The organism is Enterococcus sp. 125944 (assembly GCF_051909435.1).
In the GTDB taxonomy this organism is placed as follows: Bacteria; Bacillota; Bacilli; order Lactobacillales; family Enterococcaceae; genus Enterococcus_D; species Enterococcus_D gallinarum.
Genome location: NZ_JBQASY010000028.1, coordinates 1 through 16,251, shown reverse-complemented (window position 1 = coordinate 16,251; position 16,251 = coordinate 1). Strand labels below are relative to the sequence as shown.

Here is a 16,251-nt window from a genome sequence, read left to right as displayed (position 1 = left end):
ATAAAGCGCTGTCAACAGCTATTTAACAACTAAAATAAAATATTTATATCGTTTAACTATAGTGTAAAATCATCAAGTTATGTTATAATAAACCTGCGCAATCAATTAACAAAAAAGTATAACGAGGTGAATAGAATGGAATTAAATTTAGAGAAAACCTCTTTACCGGTTTATGAAGCTTTAGCCAATGAGACGCGTTTGGCAATTTTGAGAGAGTTAGGCGGGGAAAGAAAAAGCATCAGTGAGATTGGGGAAAAACTGGCAATCAGCAACGCACTCATGACCAAGCACATCAAAAAATTAGAGCAGGCACAATTGATCAGATTAGAAAAAGGAACGGGAAAAGATTGGAAAAAGAAGTTTCTAGCTTTAAAGACTGATTTCATCAACATCAACTTCCCCGAAAAAGTATTTCCAGAAATGAATTTGACTTCATTACCTGTGAAAATTGGTCACTTCACTGATTTTAGAGCCGAAGCTTCTTGTGGAATGGCTACAAAAGATCGCCTGATCGGCGCATTGGATGATCCTAAATCCTTTTTGGCACAAGAACGAGTAGATGCCAGTATTATCTGGTTAAACAATGGATTCTTAGAGTACAAAATTCCGAAACCGCTAAAAAATGGGGAAAAAATCGAAATGCTGGAAATCAGCATGGAGATTGCTTCTGAATTCCCTATTTCCAATAATTATTGGCCGAGTGATATTTCTTTCTATATCAACGATGTCTGTTTAGGAACCTATACTGTTCCAGGAAACTTTTCAGATGTACGGGGGGCATTGACCCCTCAATGGTGGATCGATGAGTTCAGTCAATACGGCTTGTTGAAACATCTGCGGATCAACCGTTTTGATACTTCGATCGACGGAGAAAAGCTGACCGACCATAACTTAAGCGAGATCGATTTGGATCACAGTGATTTCTTTACATTCAAAATTGCAGCACCGGCAACCGCAGAAAACGCTGGCGGTCTAACTATTTTTGGCGATCGTTGGGGCAATTACCCGCAGGATCTGCTTTTCAATTTTTATATTTCGGAATAAAAAAAGACACAGGCAAACAATCACCTGCATCACTTGATGATCTCTGTTAACTCTCCTTTGACTGCAAGATTTAACAGGGATCATTTGCTATGCGGGATTCGTTTTTCTGTGTCTTGATTGCTCTTATTTTGCGCTGGCTACGGCAAAGATTCGTTCGATCAATTCCATGACGTTGCGAACTTCTTCATTTTTGACAATTGGTTCAGCACCGTGACGGACTACATGATAAAAATTCTTGTAGAAAGGATCAAAATCGGCTTTCGCTTCTGGAAATGGGATTGATTCTGCAGCCAATTCAGATGGCGGTGCCATTGTTTTCGTTAATCCAACACCTGCTTGGACAGGTTTAGGTGCGGCAACATCTTCGCGGCCAGTTGCCCGAACCATCTTACCATTCAACGCCCAATCTTGGATCGTAGCAGTTCCTTCAATTCCCTTAATGTACCAGCGAGGCAATTGGGTGTAATTGGAGGTCCCAACTTCCACGATTGCTTTGACACCATTTTCAAATGTGATCAAAGCAAAGAATCCATCGTCGACTTCTTCTCCCAGAATATAGCTTAAGTCAGCTTTCACATCTTTCACTGGACTGTCCACTAACCAAAGTATTTGATCCAACAAGTGAACGCCCCAGTCTAATACCATACCGCCTCCTTGTTTTTTCACATGGCGCCAATCACCTGGGATGCCATTTGCACCTTGGACCCGTGATTCGATTTGGAAAAGATCACCGATCTGCCTATTACGATATAAATCGCGAACGATCAGAAAGTCTGGATCCCAGCGACGGTTTTGATGGACCATAAATGTATTGCCTGTTTCTTTGGCCACAGCAACGATTTCGTCTAGTTCAGCAGTGTTTAAAGCAACAGGTTTCTCACATACAACATGCTTACCCGCTCTGAGGGCTGCGATCGACAAATCCTTATGCAAATCATTCGGCGTTGCGATCAGCACTGCTTCAATGGTTTCATCTGCTAAGACTTCTTCATAACTTTTATAGATTTTATGCCCTTTTTCTTGTGAAATAGCTTGTCTTTCTTCCGAAATATCATAGGTTCCCACAATATGGATCCGTTCATTTTCATTCGGCAGGATGTTGTGCACATGGTAAGCACCCATACCGCCATAACCGATGACAACAAAATTGATTGCACTCATTTTCTATACTCCTCGTTACACCCACCACATTGCGGATGGTTCTTCTTTGATCATAATCGATTTCAAATTAGTGATTGCTCGGTTCAATCCTTCATCAACAGACATGATTGGATCTTCATGCTCGATACTCAAGACATAATCATACCCATAGATCCGCAATGCGGAAATGATGTCCGACCAAACTTGCAAGCTGTGCCCGCAGCCAACAGAGCGGAAAGTCCAAGCTCTTGTTTTGACATTGCTGTATGGCTGCATGTCTGTCAACCCATGCATGTTGATATTATCTTGATCAAGATACGTATCTTTGGCATGAAAATGATGAATCGCATCTGCTTCACCTAAAATCTTGACTGCTGCCACTGGATCGATCCCTTGCCACCACAAATGGCTTGGATCAAGGTTACAACCAATTGCTTTACCTGCAGCGTCGCGAAGTTTTAACATCGTATAAGGCGTATGAGCCAAGAATCCGCCATGCAGCTCAATACCGATTTTTACACCAGCAGCTTCTGCCTCGGTATTGATTTCTTTCCAATAAGGGATCAGCTTTTGCTCCCATTGATAGTTGTAATTATCATCGTATTCCGTTGGCCATGGCAGAACAGGCCAGTTGACTTGCGTGTCTGTTGCATTTCCTCCCGAAACACCAGAGAATCCATTGACGACAGGGACATTCATCAAACTGGCCAGCTTGATCGTTTTGCGTAATAATTCATCTGCTTCCTGCGCTTCATTTTTTAAAGGCGAAATGGGATTGTTGTGACAGCTTAACGCCGAGATTTCTAGTCCTTTGTCGGCTAATTTAGCTAAATATTCTTTCCGGTCTGCTTCACTAGCAAGCAACTTATCGATATCCAAGTGGGCATTGCCTGGAGAACCTCCTGTACCGATCTCAACTGTCTGCAATCCTTTTTCTGCAACTTCTGTGATCATTTCTTCAAACGTTAAATGATTGAATAATGGCGTAAATACTCCTAATTTCATTTGCCTACCTCCTCATTGGCTTGATAATGGCCGTACGTTGGGTACGTATTTTCTGTTGGTGCGCACCAACGTGCCGCGTTTTTGATAACTTTTTGTACTTTTTCGTTGTAATAACTCGGAAACGTCTCATGCCCAGGTTGGAAATAAAAGATCTTGCCATTGCCACGACGGAAGGTGCAGCCGCTGCGGAAGACTTCGCCTCCTGGGAACCAGCTAACAAAGATCAATTCGTCTGGAGTTGGGATGTCAAAGTGTTCCCCATACATTTCTTCTTTCTCAAGTTCAATAAATTCGCCGACACCTTCTACGATTGGATGACTCGGGTTGATATTCCAAATTCGACAATGCTGATCATCCACGCGCCATTTCAAGTCACAGGAAGTGCCCATCAATTTCTTGAAGACTTTTGAGAAGTGACCAGAATGGAGGACAATCAGACCCATTCCTTCTAACACCCGTTGTTGAACGCGCTGAACGATTTCGTCTTGTACTTCATCATGGGCCATATGCCCCCACCAAACGAGCACATCGGTATCAGCTAATACTTCGTTTGTTAATCCGTGTTCTGGTTCATCCAAGGTTGCTGTGCGAACTTGAAAATCATCTGCTTGCAAAAAGGCAGCGATTTGTCCGTGGATTCCTTCGGGATACATTGCCTGAACGGTTTCATCTGTTTTTTCGTGTCTAAATTCATTCCAAACAGTGACATGGATCATTGGTAAACCTCCTCAACGATAGCTTTTAATTGCAAATAATCGATGGCCGTCGCTTCTAAAGGTGCGTATTTTTGGAACGCTTCTTGTTCCACGATCAACCAAGGCAATTGGAATTGTTGCGCAACTGTGACATAGTCCTTGATAGGTAAAATGCCATTATTGATTTCTGTGCTTTCTTTTGGTTCTTCCTGCATATCTTTGATATGCAAAAGACCAACGGACTCTTGATGTTCTTTCAACCAAGTGAAAACATCAGTGCCGGAATAAGCGATCCAATAAAGATCTGCTTCTAATTTAAGTGCTGGATTTTCAGCTAACAATTCTTCAATCATTGATTTATTAGGAATCTCGGTAAATTCATGGGCATGATTGTGATAGTAGCATTCAAAGCCCTGAGCAGCTGCTTTCTTAGCAACTTCTGCAAACTCTCGGGCAAACTGTTGCCATTCTGCGAATGTCTCAAATGAAGCATATGGAACCACGAGTCGGTGATTCCCGATCGCTTTTTCATAGGCCAGTGTTGCTTCAAAATGATCCCGCAATGTTTCAAAGGGTAGATGAGAAGCAGCAACTCCCAAGTCGTATTCTTTTAGCGCGTTTGAGACCTCTGTTGCGGAATAACCGTAGTAACCCGCGAATTCGACTCCGTCATACCCGCTTTTTTTGACACTTTCAAGTGCTTGGAACAAGTCTTCTTTACACGCTTCTTGGATGCTCCATAACTGTAGTCCGATTTTTGGTTTCATGCTTTGCTCCTTTTTAGCTACTGCTTTTACAAGTAGACCGGTTCGCCAGTTGCTGAGGATTTGTAGATTGCTTCTAAAATCTCAGTAACTACCATTGCCTCTTCCGGCTTGACCACAGGTTCTGTGTCATTGATGATGGCGTTGATCCAAGATTGTGCTTCCAAGATTTCAGGCGTTTCGCCGTCCCCTTCATAGAAGTCGACACCACCAGTTTCCAACTCAATATTTTTTTCATACAACAAACTATGATCTTCGCCATTGATTGTTAAGCCATTATTCATATCCGCGCCAGCTTTGCTGCCCATCAATGTTGTTTTTGCTTCTTTGACATCTAAACTGTTCAACGCCCAGCTAGCTTCCAAGAAAATCGTTGCGCCATTTTCCATCACGACAAATCCAAAAGCAGAGTCTTCTACCGAAAACTTCTCTGGATCCCATGACCCCCAAGCGTTCGCCGCATTCTTTGTCTGAGATAATTCATGGTAAGCTTTTCCGACAACAAATTTAGGTTGGTAGTTATTCATCATCCACAATGTTAAATCAAGAGCATGCGTACCGATGTCGATCAATGGTCCCCCGCCTTGAGCTTCTTCGTCTAGAAAGACACCCCAAGTTGGTACTGCACGACGACGGATGGCATGGGCTTTCCCAAAATAGATATTGCCTAATTGTCCTTCCGCACAAACCTCGTGCAAGTAGCGGGAATCTTTTCTAAAACGATTTTGATAACCGATCGTTAATTTTTTGCCTGTTCGATTAGCGGCATCGATCATTGCTTTTGCTTCTTCTGTCGTTTTTGCCATTGGTTTTTCGCACATTACATGGCAATCTGCTTCTAATGCTGCGATGGACAATTCCGCGTGAGAAGCATTTGGTGTACAAACATGCACAACATCTAATTCAGCTTCTGCTAACATTTCTTTGTAGTCGCTGAATACCTGGGCATCTTCTGTACCGAAAGCTGTTTTAGCTTCCACTGCTCGTTCGACGATCAAATCACAAAATGCGACCATTTCCGCTTCTTTTACTTGTGATAATGCCGGCATGTGTTTGCCATTCGCAATCCCACCGCAACCAATGATTCCAATTCTTACTGTCATCTCTTTCCTCCTGAAAACGCTTATTATTTTCTACTCATTCATTATAGCGAAAGGATTTGACAGGTTCTTCCCAATTTCCTCTTAAAAAATTCCCGAAATTTATCTTATGGAACTCTCACTAAAACGAATCAAAGACTCCTTCACACCAAATAAAAGCACCCAAACAAACAGTGAACAATCGCTTAAAAATTGCGCTTGTTCAAGGGTTCGAGTGATTGACAAGATTGGCTCGTTGATCTAGCTTTCATCAAGTATTCAATTATTTAATTGTTTCTGATACTGCAATGGGGATTGTCCTACGGTCTCTTTGAACACGTGATGGAACGTTTTGACACTGGCAAATCCGGCTTTTTCCGCTACTTCTGCCATTGGAAGTTTCTCGTTTGCCAAAATGAATTTGGCTTGATTGATCCGGTATTCCGTCAGAAACTGCATGAATGTTTTTCCAGTATTCGTCTTAAAAAAGCGGGTAAAGTAATGGGGACTGAATCCAACATGCTTCGCTGTTTCTTCCATCGTTAAGACATCTTGGTAATGGGATTCAATATATTCAAACACTTCATCCAGACGTTGCAGCGTTTCTTTGTATTGAGCTGCAGAACGTTTTAAAGGAGCGATCTTTTTGGCACGCGGCGGCAACCCTTGATAACATTCGCCGATCAACTGATACAAAAAACCCATAGTCAAATAGCGTTTACCAGCTACTTGCTCTTCCTCTAACTGGTAGAGTTCGATCAACAATCCTGTGATTTTTTCGGTAAAACTGACTGGCCAATGCTTGCTGTGGGGTTCCCCCTCGTCAAAAAGTGTTTTTAAAGAAAGTTCTTTTTCTCGCAAAATGGTTTCATCAAACAGTGCGAAATCAAACTGATACACATAACGCTCACTCTCTGGAGAAGCCAAAAAATAGTGGGGCTGGCCACTGGCAAAAATGTACAGCTCGCCTTCTTCCAACTCAATGATCTCATCAGCTACCCCAATATTGACTTTTCCTCGTTTCGCATAAATCAGCTCGATTTCTTTATGTACATGGGGATAAACGATCGTCAGCCCATCATTAAGGAATGTCCGAAAGCGAAAATCGCTTTCAAATTCCGGAATCTCAAGATACATACTCATACTGCTATTTACTCCTTTGCTTCCATTCTCATCCATTATAGAACAAAGAATTTTTGTACGAAATGCTTTTCTGATTTTTTATGAAAAAATAGTCGTTTCTCGCTTTTTATGGTATCTTGTACAAAAAGGAGGTTATTATGAATTACTACGATCAGCATTTGCATACTTTTTTATCTTTTGATTCAGAAGAACGCTTCGAAAATTATTTAGCTTTTCAACCGGAATTTTTTGTGGCGACTGACCACTTTGATCTCAAGAACCCTTATTCAAATTATCGCGATGATATTCCCGATTATGAACAGCTTCAACAATGCCATCAGACTTTACAGGAACAAACAGCAACGAAACTTTTGAAAGGGATCGAAATCGGTGTCGTTCCTGGGCAAGAAACACAAATACGCGACTATCTGGATCAGCATCCTTATGACCTGAAGTTAGTCAGCATCCATCAAAACGGTTCCTTTGACTATATGGATGATGCCGTATTGGAGAAAGACAAACTTACCGTCGTCAAGTCTTATTTTGATCAGATGGCCACAGTTTTAGATACTTTTTCTGACGGACATATCCTGACCCATTTTGACTACGGGTTGCGGCGCTTCGACTTTACAGCAGAAGAACTTGCACAGCATTTCGAAAAAGAACTGACAGTTATTTTCAAGAAAGTCGTCGCTCGCGAGCTAGCTTTTGAAGTCAATGCCAAAAGCTTTGGTCCTTATCAAAATGCATCACTTTACGAATATGCGATCCCGCTCTATCAAAGTGTGGGGGGCAAACTCTTTACACTAGGTTCAGATGCGCATAAGTCCAGTGATTATCGCTTGTTATTTGCCGAAATGAGCCAGATGCTGTGCTCCTTCGGTGTAGAACAATTGGCCGTCTTTCAAGGAACCGAAAGATACATGGCAGATTTGCCTGAAGGTTGAGGGAGGATACTGTAAACAAAAACTTCTTCCTGCGAAGCATCCGTATAGCTAGTCGAATAACAATAGCAGAAAAAATCTATCCGGAGAATGGATTTATTTCTTTCCATCTTCAAGATAGATTTTTCTCGCTTTAAGATCGTTTTAATGAAAATGCTACTTCGCTCTTAGTTCATTGTTTTTCGTTTTTGCACATGCAAACTTTTAATTTTGTTACTTTTAAAACCACTGCTGAACACAGCGATCGTCACTACATATAAAATCAGCGGGATAACGAAAGTCACGAATAAAATCCCTTTTTCCGCAGTGCTTGATTGTGACTGATTCGCTGCATAGCCGGTAAAACTTAACACAAATCCCGGAACAGCACCACCTATAGCCATCGCAAATTTCATGATTAATGAAGTGAGAGAAGCAATCAATGCTGTCGCCTCTATGTCTAATTCGTTTCTTATCGTATCAACATTATCGGCCGAAATACTGTATTGCAGTGTATTCGTCAACCCTAATGCAAATTGCACCCCGCAATAGCATAAAACGAAAACGGCTGAGTGATGATTGATGACCAGAAATCCCAGCATACATAATGAAATCAATACCAAACCTGTAATGTACAGATGTTTTTTTCCATATCGCTGCGATAATTTTGGAACCAGAAGCCCTGCTGCCAATGCCCCCAGCATACCTAAGAAACTGGCTGCACTCAATAATTTAGGGTTGCTAATAATATAACTAAGATAATATAGAAGTGAACCATTGAAGATGTTCGTTGCCGCTGTAATGAATAGCATTGCTAGAAACAATGAAACAACTGGACGCAGTTTGAATACAGATAACGCATCCTTCATTGTATATTTTTCTTTTACCGGCTTTGTTACATAGGCAGCTTCCGTCCCTCTTTCCTTTACCATCAACGTCCCTACAATCGTAAAAAATAGAACAACTAGTACCGTCCCTACAATCAATAAAACGTATCCTTTCAAAGACGTTGCAAAAGCTGCGATTGCCAAAGGTGCTGCTACATTTAAGATAGCTGGACCTACCGTATATGAAATCCCTTTGATTGATGAAAGTTGATTACGCCCTTCATCCTCTTGCGTCAGTACGGGGATTAAACTATTCAAAGGAATATCCATAAAATCAAAAGTAATTCCTAGAAGGATGTAAGAAATACTAATAGCAATGATTTTTTGAGCTGGAAATAGGAGAGGCGAAAACCAAACAAGCAAATAGTTTAAGCAACAGATGATGACTCCTAAAATCAACACAGGTTTGTATTTCCCTATCTTTGTTCTTGGAAAACGATCAATCACAAAACCAATAAGTGGATCACTAACGCCATCTAAAAGTCTCGAAACAAGGAATAACATTCCTACCAAAGCTGGATTAACACCAATGACATCCGTATAGAAAATTAACAAATACGTATTTAATAGTGTCATAATAGGGATATTCCCTAGATTTGTTAAGGCAAATCCGAGTTTTTCAGACACTTTTAACCGATCACTATTCATTGCTTTCTTCCTTTCTTTGATGAATCCAGCTTAGACCTTTTTTACAACCTCATAACTTACAGGTTGATTGGCAAACATTGGCTGCTCTTTTCCATCTATCCGCAAGATCCCACCGTCTCGATTTGTACAAATTGTTAAGCACGTATCTGTCTTCTCAATCTTCACCCAGCCACCTTTAACTGGGAATATACACGTTAATTGATGAAAAGAATCGAGCTTAGGGTCAACTAAGAATGTTTCATAACCTGGTCGAATAGGTTGAATTCCTGCGAAATAACGTCCTAATAAGTAGATAGGACTGGCTCCCCATGCATGACATAAACTTTTCCCAAAAGGATCCCCATACATTTCATAAATAGCATTTCCACTTTCTCCAGGAATATACTCCTCCCAGAAAGTAACCGCTTCTTGTTCCACCATTCCACCCCAGTAGTCAAGAATAATCTCATGTACTTGACTTGTCTGTCCCAGTTTACAAAGGGCATCTTGTTCGAAGAATTTGAAGTAAGGAGTTGTGATTTGAGTGACTTCATCATTAAGCAATACATTTTTCAAAATTTGTTGCTTTTTCGTTTCATCTACAAAGTCGAATAAGACCGCAAAAATATTGGCATGGCGTGTCACATTTCTCTTTCCAGATAGATAAGAATCAATAAATGCCCCTTTTTCTTCATCCCAGAAATAACTCATTAAATTAGCTTTCAACTGTTCATATCTTGTCACATAGTGATCAATATCACGATTCAAGATAGAGCCACAAACAGTCATAGCTTTGTATGCTTTCAATAACAGGACTTGTTCCGCTGCCAATGTCCCTTCCTTATCTATTTCAGACCAATCAATAAAAATCCAGTCCTTTTCGCGACCATAAATAAATCCTAACTCATTGGTTTGTTTTTCAAGATAGTCCATCATAGTCACCATTTTCGAATAAATCTGTGCAAGAAATGAGCTGTCCCCAGACATCATATAGTGATTTTCAATCCCTATGATCCATAAAATGGAATAATCAACAATTGTATTCATATGCTGTTTTACTTCATTTTGACCTCGCAATGCCATGATCGTTCGCTTATTGATATCTTCATCAAAGAATAAGTATTGGTTGATAAAATAGCTTTGGTAAGCATCCCCTGACCAGATCCAGCGATCTCGTTTGATTCCGTCAATAAAGAAAAGCCCACTGCACAATGTAAAGGTTTCTATAGATATATCCCATATTCGATTCATCACAGAGTCATCTGATTTGAATGTGGCTTGATTGTGTATGGGAAGATATTCATGCATCGCACGAATATCAATTGCTTCTGGTGCTATATTAGGAATGAAAAGATAACGAAAAGCACGTTTGCGAATGTTTGTTTCTTTTCTTACATTTTCCTGTTTGTAATAACACATTTGACTATCACATGCTTCTGCTTCTGATTCTCCATAGCAAATAGATATCGGTATCTCCGACAACAATTTATCGATCATTAATGAACCGAAAATCGTCCGTCCATAATCAAACAACGTGCCGCCAGCAACCGCCGTCTTCGAAACAGGGAAACAAGTTTCTATTTCATAATAGACTTTATTAGGGTCTTGCTCTTTATTCATATAAAGATTGCTCCATCCTACTGGAGCTTCTTCAACAAAGTTACTGCAATACCAGCCTTCATCACTCTTGATTCTTTCTCCTTCAATATAGATGGCTGGCAAACCGTTTGGATTCCCTACATTCACCCTAATCTTATTAAAACCGGGTTGACAGACAATCTCTTGTTCAAAAGAATATTTCACTTCATTCACTTCTACAAAGCCAATCCCTGTTGCATATACAACAAATGTCGTGGGACTTTGTAATTCATATTCACGTTTAAATTTTACATTTTTATGGCAGTCATCAATATACCAGTAAGCTGGCCAATCGTATCCTCGTTCTTCTCTAGAAAAATTTTGTAAAAGTCCTTGACGTATTTCAAAATCGCCAGCATACCAGATCCATCGTGGCCGTTCATTTGTTATCACTATTATCCGTTCCTTTCGTTTACTCATTTATATTCTATCGATCAACTACTTTACTAAATCAGCTAGATTAGAATCTCTTCGACTGTTTGCTCTCGTTTTAGCTCCTTTTTGCAATTTCATCATGACAGCTCCTGCAATAGCTGCTACTAGAACAATCGCCGCAAAGCCATACATCGAAAATTGAATATTGTTTGGCGATACCAAAAATGGTGTGACAAAGGCAAACAATCCGCAACACAACCGTGAAAAACCATTGATAATGCCTTGTAAGAATGCCCGAGATTCTGTTGGAAATGATTCTTGAGTCCAAACTTTATAGATGGCTTCCCCTGCTAATGGATTTCCAAAATTATAAAAAGCAATCGTTATCGCCAATGCGATGAATCCTGCACTACCGCCAATAACTGCCATACCAACCATTGCCATGAATTGAACAAAAGCGCCAACAAAAAATGCTTTATTCCGATGCTTTCCACCCGCTACTGAAGCAAAGATAATCGTAGTCACTAAAGAAATGATATTCAGCACAATACCTAGCCCTGTTGCTTGCATTTGTGTAGCACCAGCATTAGTCAAAGCGTATGTCTGAAATTGTCCCCATGTATTCGCTAACAAATTCCAACAAACATAAAAGACTAAAATAGCGAAGAAAAAGTTGCGATAAATTTTTGCATTATTCCCACTAAAAATCTCTTTTAGTGAAATTTTTTGTTGATTGCTAACCAGATTCAACGCAGACTGACGTGCTGCACCTTCTTCGTGGAACATCCGAAATTTTTTTGAGACTGTCCGCCAAACCCACGCAAAGATTGAAAAGACCAATAAAATAACAAAAACAATACGCGCTCCCAAAACTCCATTGACTCCGGAAAGTAAGAAAGAACAAATATAAGAAATAAAAATACCAATTTGCCAAAATATTTGTGTCGAAGATACTAAACTTGCAGAAGTTTTTTCATCTGGTGCATCATGAGAGACAACGGTTAAACTGATTGGTAAATCCGCCCCAGATGCAATCCCCATGACGATGACTCCTAATAATAAAGCCACAAAATTTCCTGAAAATACACAAATTGCTGCTCCAATAGCATAAAACAAATTGATCCAGTTGAACGCTCGAATCAGGCCGAAGATTTTTGTAATTTGCCCTGCAAACAAAGAGCCGAACGCAATTGCAAAGGTTAGTGCACCAGAGATTAATCCAACTTGTCCCGCAGATAAGTTCAACCCTTTTTGCCAAACCGGTATAGTTGCCGAGAGACCGACGATACATCCAGAACCCAACATAGAACCTACACCGGCTGCAGTTGCTAAAAGAGAATACTTTTTCACTAATGATTGCTGCTTTCCATTTGTGTCCATTTGAAACACCCTTTCTTGTTCATAGGGTTATATTAAACGCTTACATAAAATGGTACAATTTCAAAAATGTAGGTCTTTACTATCAAATTCACAGGTCATAAATTTGAATTTTTTTGAAAGGCTATTTGTTTGATCTGACAAACCCTTTAATAGCAAAGTAAATATTGACTATTTATTGGGAATAACTTATATATAGAACTAACTATATAAAAAAATTAGGTGATTGACGGATGGAAAGTTTGATTAAACTTTTTGATATAGAAGATCGAATTGAAGCCCAGCAAAGAACTACTGGGAAGAATATTAATGAAATGAATTTAGACTATCATGGATCAGTAATTCCAAAAATACCCGTTAATGATTTTTTTGAAGAGGGATCTATTTATATCAATAAGCATCATCGCTACTCTTATACGCCTGCTCATACTCATAGTTTCATTGAAATGAATTACCTTCTAAGAGGATGTTGTCGGCAAAAAATAAACGGGGAGGCATGGAGGTTCACTGAACAGCAATTGATTATTATGGACACTGAAGTGATTCAGCAAATTGATTATGTAGGAAAAGATGATTTGATTCTCAATATTTTAATTGACAAACATACTTTACAAACAGAGCTCTTGAACCACTTGCCCGCTTCAAGTAATCCAGTCACGGACTTCTTTTTGAATGCTGCTAAAAAGGATAGTGTTCATAATACTTTTTTAGTTTTTGATTTAAAAGAACACGCGATCATCAATCAGCTTTTATTCTTGATGATTCACAAATTTTATCTCAAAGAAATCTTCTATCATCGTTCCTTAAGTCTCCTTTTAGGATCATGTTTATTGGAATTAGCAGCAATTCCTAGTTTGAATGAACTGTCGTTAACTTCTCAAAGAAATGATTTAGCTGCACTCTTAAAATATATTAACGATCATTACACAACTATCACTCTCAAAAAATTAGCCACGGAGTTTGGTTATAACCAAAACTATTTAGGTAATATGCTCAAGACAAAAACTGGCGCGACTTTTCAAGAAATGATCGACCAAAAACGTTTGATTGAAGCACAAAGATTACTTAGAGAATCTTCCATGACTATTGATACTATCGCTGAAAATTTAGGTTACAAGAGTACGCCCTCCTTATTCAAGCTCTTTCAAAACAAAATGCAGATGACTCCTACTCAATACCGTCACTTTTCAAAAAAAGTTAATTAATCACAAGTAAAATTTGTAATAAGCAATAGCAGGAAAAATTCTTTATCGTCAATTGAATTAAAGTCACTACGATATGAACAAAAAAAAGGATCCGGACCATAAATGTTTGATTGCTCCTGAACGTCCAAAATGTGTGACGATGTTCTCCTAAACTACCAGGGCATTACATAGATGATTCGGATCTTTTATTATTAGACTTATATCATAGTTTTTTATTTTTACTACTACTTCGCTTCAAGCACATCTTCTTTGGCATGGATCAATTGGGTCAAGAAGTCGCAATAAGGCGTGGGAACATTGTATTTTCGACCTTTACGCGAAATAGCCCCGTTGATGTAATCGATCTCCGTTTTACGATGATTATTGATCAAATCTTGATACATGGAAGGATAGTGTAAGCCAATACCTGCAGGATCATAGGTTTTTTCAATATGGGCAACGACTTCTGGAACATCTAGTTCTACCGATTCATGAGCCGCAACAGCTGCGAATTCTCCAACAATGGTTTGCACCATTTGTCGTGCAGTGGCTGTATTTCCAAACTGTGCAATGTTGACATCCAAAATTGAACATAAACCATTCAATGTACCATTGACACAGGCTTTACGATAGATTGAATAGCGAATATTTTCAGAGTATGACGCATTCAATCCAGAAGCAGTTAGTACCTCAGCCAGTTCTTTGGCCGCTGCTTCTTTGCCTTCACCAATGTTTTGCAGTTCAACCGATCCTTCCCCAAACAATCGAACTTGCCCAGGTCCAATCAAATCTGCTGTCCATAGGGTATTTCCTAAGAAAATTTTATCGGTAGCGACATATTTTTCAATTGTATCTTCATGTCCAATGCCATTAAGTAAGCAAAGTACTCTTGTTTGATCACCGATTAGTGAAGCAATGTCTTGCATCATTTGGTCTAATTGCATCGCTTTTGTAAAAACAATGATCAGATCCGCTGGCGTATCCGCCGTTACTTCGGACTGTGGATAAATGGGGAAAGATTCTGTGATTTCTTCTCCATCCAAATTTGCTTGTAGTCCATTGGTACGGATCGCTTCGATATGCGCTGGCCAACCATCGATCAACGTTACATCGTTGCCGCCTCTTTTTAATTTAATGGCAAATCGGCTGCCCATGGCACCAGCACCAGCAATAACAATTTTCATCTCTATTCCTCTTTCCTATCTGACAATTAGGTATAGTTTACTCCAAATCAAACAAATATGCGAGGAGCTTGCCTTTTTTAAAGTGAAATTTGTTAAAAAAATCAATTGGAATCGTTTGATTTTTCAGATAATTAAAGAACAAAAAAAGATCCTTTTCAGGATCTTTTTAAACCGTCACTTCAGACGCTAGTTGTGCTAAAACTGCTGCTTGTTCTTCTTGAGAGATATTGTGCTCAATGACGTAACGATTGTTTTCATTGGCGGCACATTCATAGCAGCAGCCGCCTAAGTGTGCCGCTTGATTCTCTTCCGAAGTGAGGAACTGACGATTGCACTCTGGATTTGCACAATTGACGTAACGCTCACATGGTGTGCCATCGAACCAATCGCGACCGATCACGGTCTTGTCGACATGATTGATCTCAACACTGATACGTTCATCAAAGACATACATCTTACCGTCCCACAACTCTCCTTGAACTTCTGGATCATTGCCATAAGCAAAAATTCCCCCGTGAAGTTGTGCTACGTCTTGGAATCCTTCTCGCAACAACCAGCCCGAGAATTTCTCGCAGCGAATCCCACCTGTGCAGTAAGTGACCACTTTTTTATCCATGAATTTCTCTTTGTTCTCAATGATCCATTGAGGCAATTCACGGAAACTGCGGATATCGGGACGGACCGCACCTCGAAAATGACCAAGATCGTATTCATAATCATTCCGCGCATCGATCACTACGGTATTTTCATCCAACAACGCTTCTTTGAAATCTTTCGGTTCTAGATACTTTCCGGTTAGTTCTAAAGGATCGATATCATCTTCTAAGTTCAATGACACCAATTCTTTTCGCGGTCGAACAAACAATTTTTTAAAGGCGTGTTCTTCCACCTCATCGATTTTGTAGTAGATTCCTTTGAAACGGGGGTCCGCTTCCATTTTTTCCATATAGGCATCCGTTGCTTCAATCGTTCCAGAAAGCGTTCCGTTGATTCCTTCTTTCGCAACAAGAATTCGACCTTTGATACCGATCTCTTTCCCAAAAGCTAAATGCTCTTTCGCAAAACTTTCTGGATCTTCGATGGTCGTGTATTTATAAACGCCGATTGTAAAATTAAGCTAGACAACTAAAAAAGTCATTTGTGCTACACTCAAAATAGTTCCGACCAAAGAATTATAAGGAGTGAGTACAAATGACCTATACCCATC

The 16,251-nt window shown here is 39.8% G+C and carries 14 protein-coding genes; 3 read left to right on the top strand and 11 right to left on the bottom strand.

Going from position 1 to position 16,251, the window contains the following annotated elements; translation table 11 throughout:
- Nucleotides 1-135 precede the first annotated feature (135 nt).
- On the top strand, nucleotides 136-1,044 hold the full coding sequence (locus ACTFWY_RS16445) for an ArsR/SmtB family transcription factor (RefSeq protein WP_003128730.1): 909 nt from the start codon (nucleotides 136-138) through the stop codon (nucleotides 1,042-1,044).
- Between the two features lie 123 nt (nucleotides 1,045-1,167).
- Here ACTFWY_RS16445 and ACTFWY_RS16440 read toward each other — a convergent pair whose 3' ends face one another.
- The 6 genes from ACTFWY_RS16440 to ACTFWY_RS16415 form a co-directional block, all read right to left on the bottom strand.
- Complete coding sequence (locus ACTFWY_RS16440; protein WP_003128728.1) at nucleotides 1,168-2,205, bottom strand: Gfo/Idh/MocA family protein; 1,038 nt, start codon at nucleotides 2,203-2,205, stop codon at nucleotides 1,168-1,170.
- 15 nt (nucleotides 2,206-2,220) lie between these two features.
- On the bottom strand, nucleotides 2,221-3,189 hold the full coding sequence (locus ACTFWY_RS16435) for a sugar phosphate isomerase/epimerase family protein (RefSeq protein ID WP_003128726.1): 969 nt from the start codon (nucleotides 3,187-3,189) through the stop codon (nucleotides 2,221-2,223).
- Nucleotides 3,186-3,905 carry a ThuA domain-containing protein gene (locus ACTFWY_RS16430; protein ID WP_003128724.1) on the bottom strand — a complete coding sequence of 240 codons (720 nt, stop codon included), beginning with the start codon at nucleotides 3,903-3,905 and terminating at the stop codon, nucleotides 3,186-3,188. Before ACTFWY_RS16430 ends, ACTFWY_RS16435 begins: the two co-directional genes overlap by 4 nt.
- A complete protein-coding gene (locus tag ACTFWY_RS16425; RefSeq protein ID WP_003128722.1) occupies nucleotides 3,902-4,651 on the bottom strand; it encodes a sugar phosphate isomerase/epimerase family protein in 750 nt (249 codons plus the stop codon). The genes ACTFWY_RS16430 and ACTFWY_RS16425 overlap by 4 nt, the downstream gene beginning before the upstream one ends.
- Before the next feature lie 26 nt (nucleotides 4,652-4,677).
- Nucleotides 4,678-5,751, bottom strand: a complete 1,074-nt coding sequence (locus ACTFWY_RS16420) for a Gfo/Idh/MocA family protein (RefSeq protein WP_003128720.1) — start codon at nucleotides 5,749-5,751, stop codon at nucleotides 4,678-4,680.
- 255 nt (nucleotides 5,752-6,006) lie between these two features.
- A complete protein-coding gene (locus ACTFWY_RS16415) occupies nucleotides 6,007-6,870 on the bottom strand; it encodes a helix-turn-helix transcriptional regulator (RefSeq protein WP_003128718.1) in 864 nt (287 codons plus the stop codon).
- A gap of 137 nt (nucleotides 6,871-7,007) precedes the next feature.
- Here ACTFWY_RS16415 and ACTFWY_RS16410 point away from each other — a divergent pair, with 137 nt between their 5' ends.
- The gene (locus tag ACTFWY_RS16410; protein WP_003128717.1) at nucleotides 7,008-7,796 is read left to right on the top strand and encodes a PHP domain-containing protein; all 789 of its coding nucleotides are present in this window, start codon (nucleotides 7,008-7,010) and stop codon (nucleotides 7,794-7,796) included.
- A gap of 164 nt (nucleotides 7,797-7,960) precedes the next feature.
- Here ACTFWY_RS16410 and ACTFWY_RS16405 read toward each other — a convergent pair whose 3' ends face one another.
- Genes ACTFWY_RS16405 through ACTFWY_RS16395 form a run of 3 tightly spaced genes read right to left on the bottom strand, consistent with a single transcriptional unit; the run spans nucleotide 7,961 to nucleotide 12,679 of the window.
- Nucleotides 7,961-9,307, bottom strand: a complete 1,347-nt coding sequence (locus tag ACTFWY_RS16405) for an MFS transporter (RefSeq protein ID WP_003128716.1) — start codon at nucleotides 9,305-9,307, stop codon at nucleotides 7,961-7,963.
- A 30-nt stretch (nucleotides 9,308-9,337) separates the two neighbouring features.
- On the bottom strand, nucleotides 9,338-11,314 hold the full coding sequence (locus ACTFWY_RS16400; RefSeq protein WP_172461436.1) for an alpha-L-rhamnosidase-related protein: 1,977 nt from the start codon (nucleotides 11,312-11,314) through the stop codon (nucleotides 9,338-9,340).
- 48 nt (nucleotides 11,315-11,362) lie between these two features.
- Nucleotides 11,363-12,679 (bottom strand): MFS transporter, encoded by a 1,317-nt coding sequence (locus ACTFWY_RS16395; protein ID WP_029487271.1) that lies wholly within the window; start codon nucleotides 12,677-12,679, stop codon nucleotides 11,363-11,365.
- 230 nt (nucleotides 12,680-12,909) lie between these two features.
- On the opposite strand from ACTFWY_RS16395, the gene ACTFWY_RS16390 reads away from it, so the two are divergent.
- Nucleotides 12,910-13,881: an AraC family transcriptional regulator gene (locus ACTFWY_RS16390; RefSeq protein WP_034705285.1), complete on the top strand. Its 972-nt coding sequence runs from the start codon at nucleotides 12,910-12,912 to the stop codon at nucleotides 13,879-13,881.
- A 224-nt stretch (nucleotides 13,882-14,105) separates the two neighbouring features.
- Here ACTFWY_RS16390 and ACTFWY_RS16385 read toward each other — a convergent pair whose 3' ends face one another.
- Together ACTFWY_RS16385 and trhO are read right to left on the bottom strand one after the other, a co-directional pair.
- Nucleotides 14,106-15,044, bottom strand: coding sequence for a 2-dehydropantoate 2-reductase (locus ACTFWY_RS16385; protein ID WP_003128712.1), 939 nt, complete (start codon nucleotides 15,042-15,044; stop codon nucleotides 14,106-14,108).
- Nucleotides 15,045-15,210: 166 nt separating this feature from the next.
- Nucleotides 15,211-16,149 (bottom strand): oxygen-dependent tRNA uridine(34) hydroxylase TrhO, encoded by a 939-nt coding sequence (trhO, locus tag ACTFWY_RS16380; RefSeq protein ID WP_439927278.1) that lies wholly within the window; start codon nucleotides 16,147-16,149, stop codon nucleotides 15,211-15,213.
- Nucleotides 16,150-16,251: the final 102 nt, after the last annotated feature.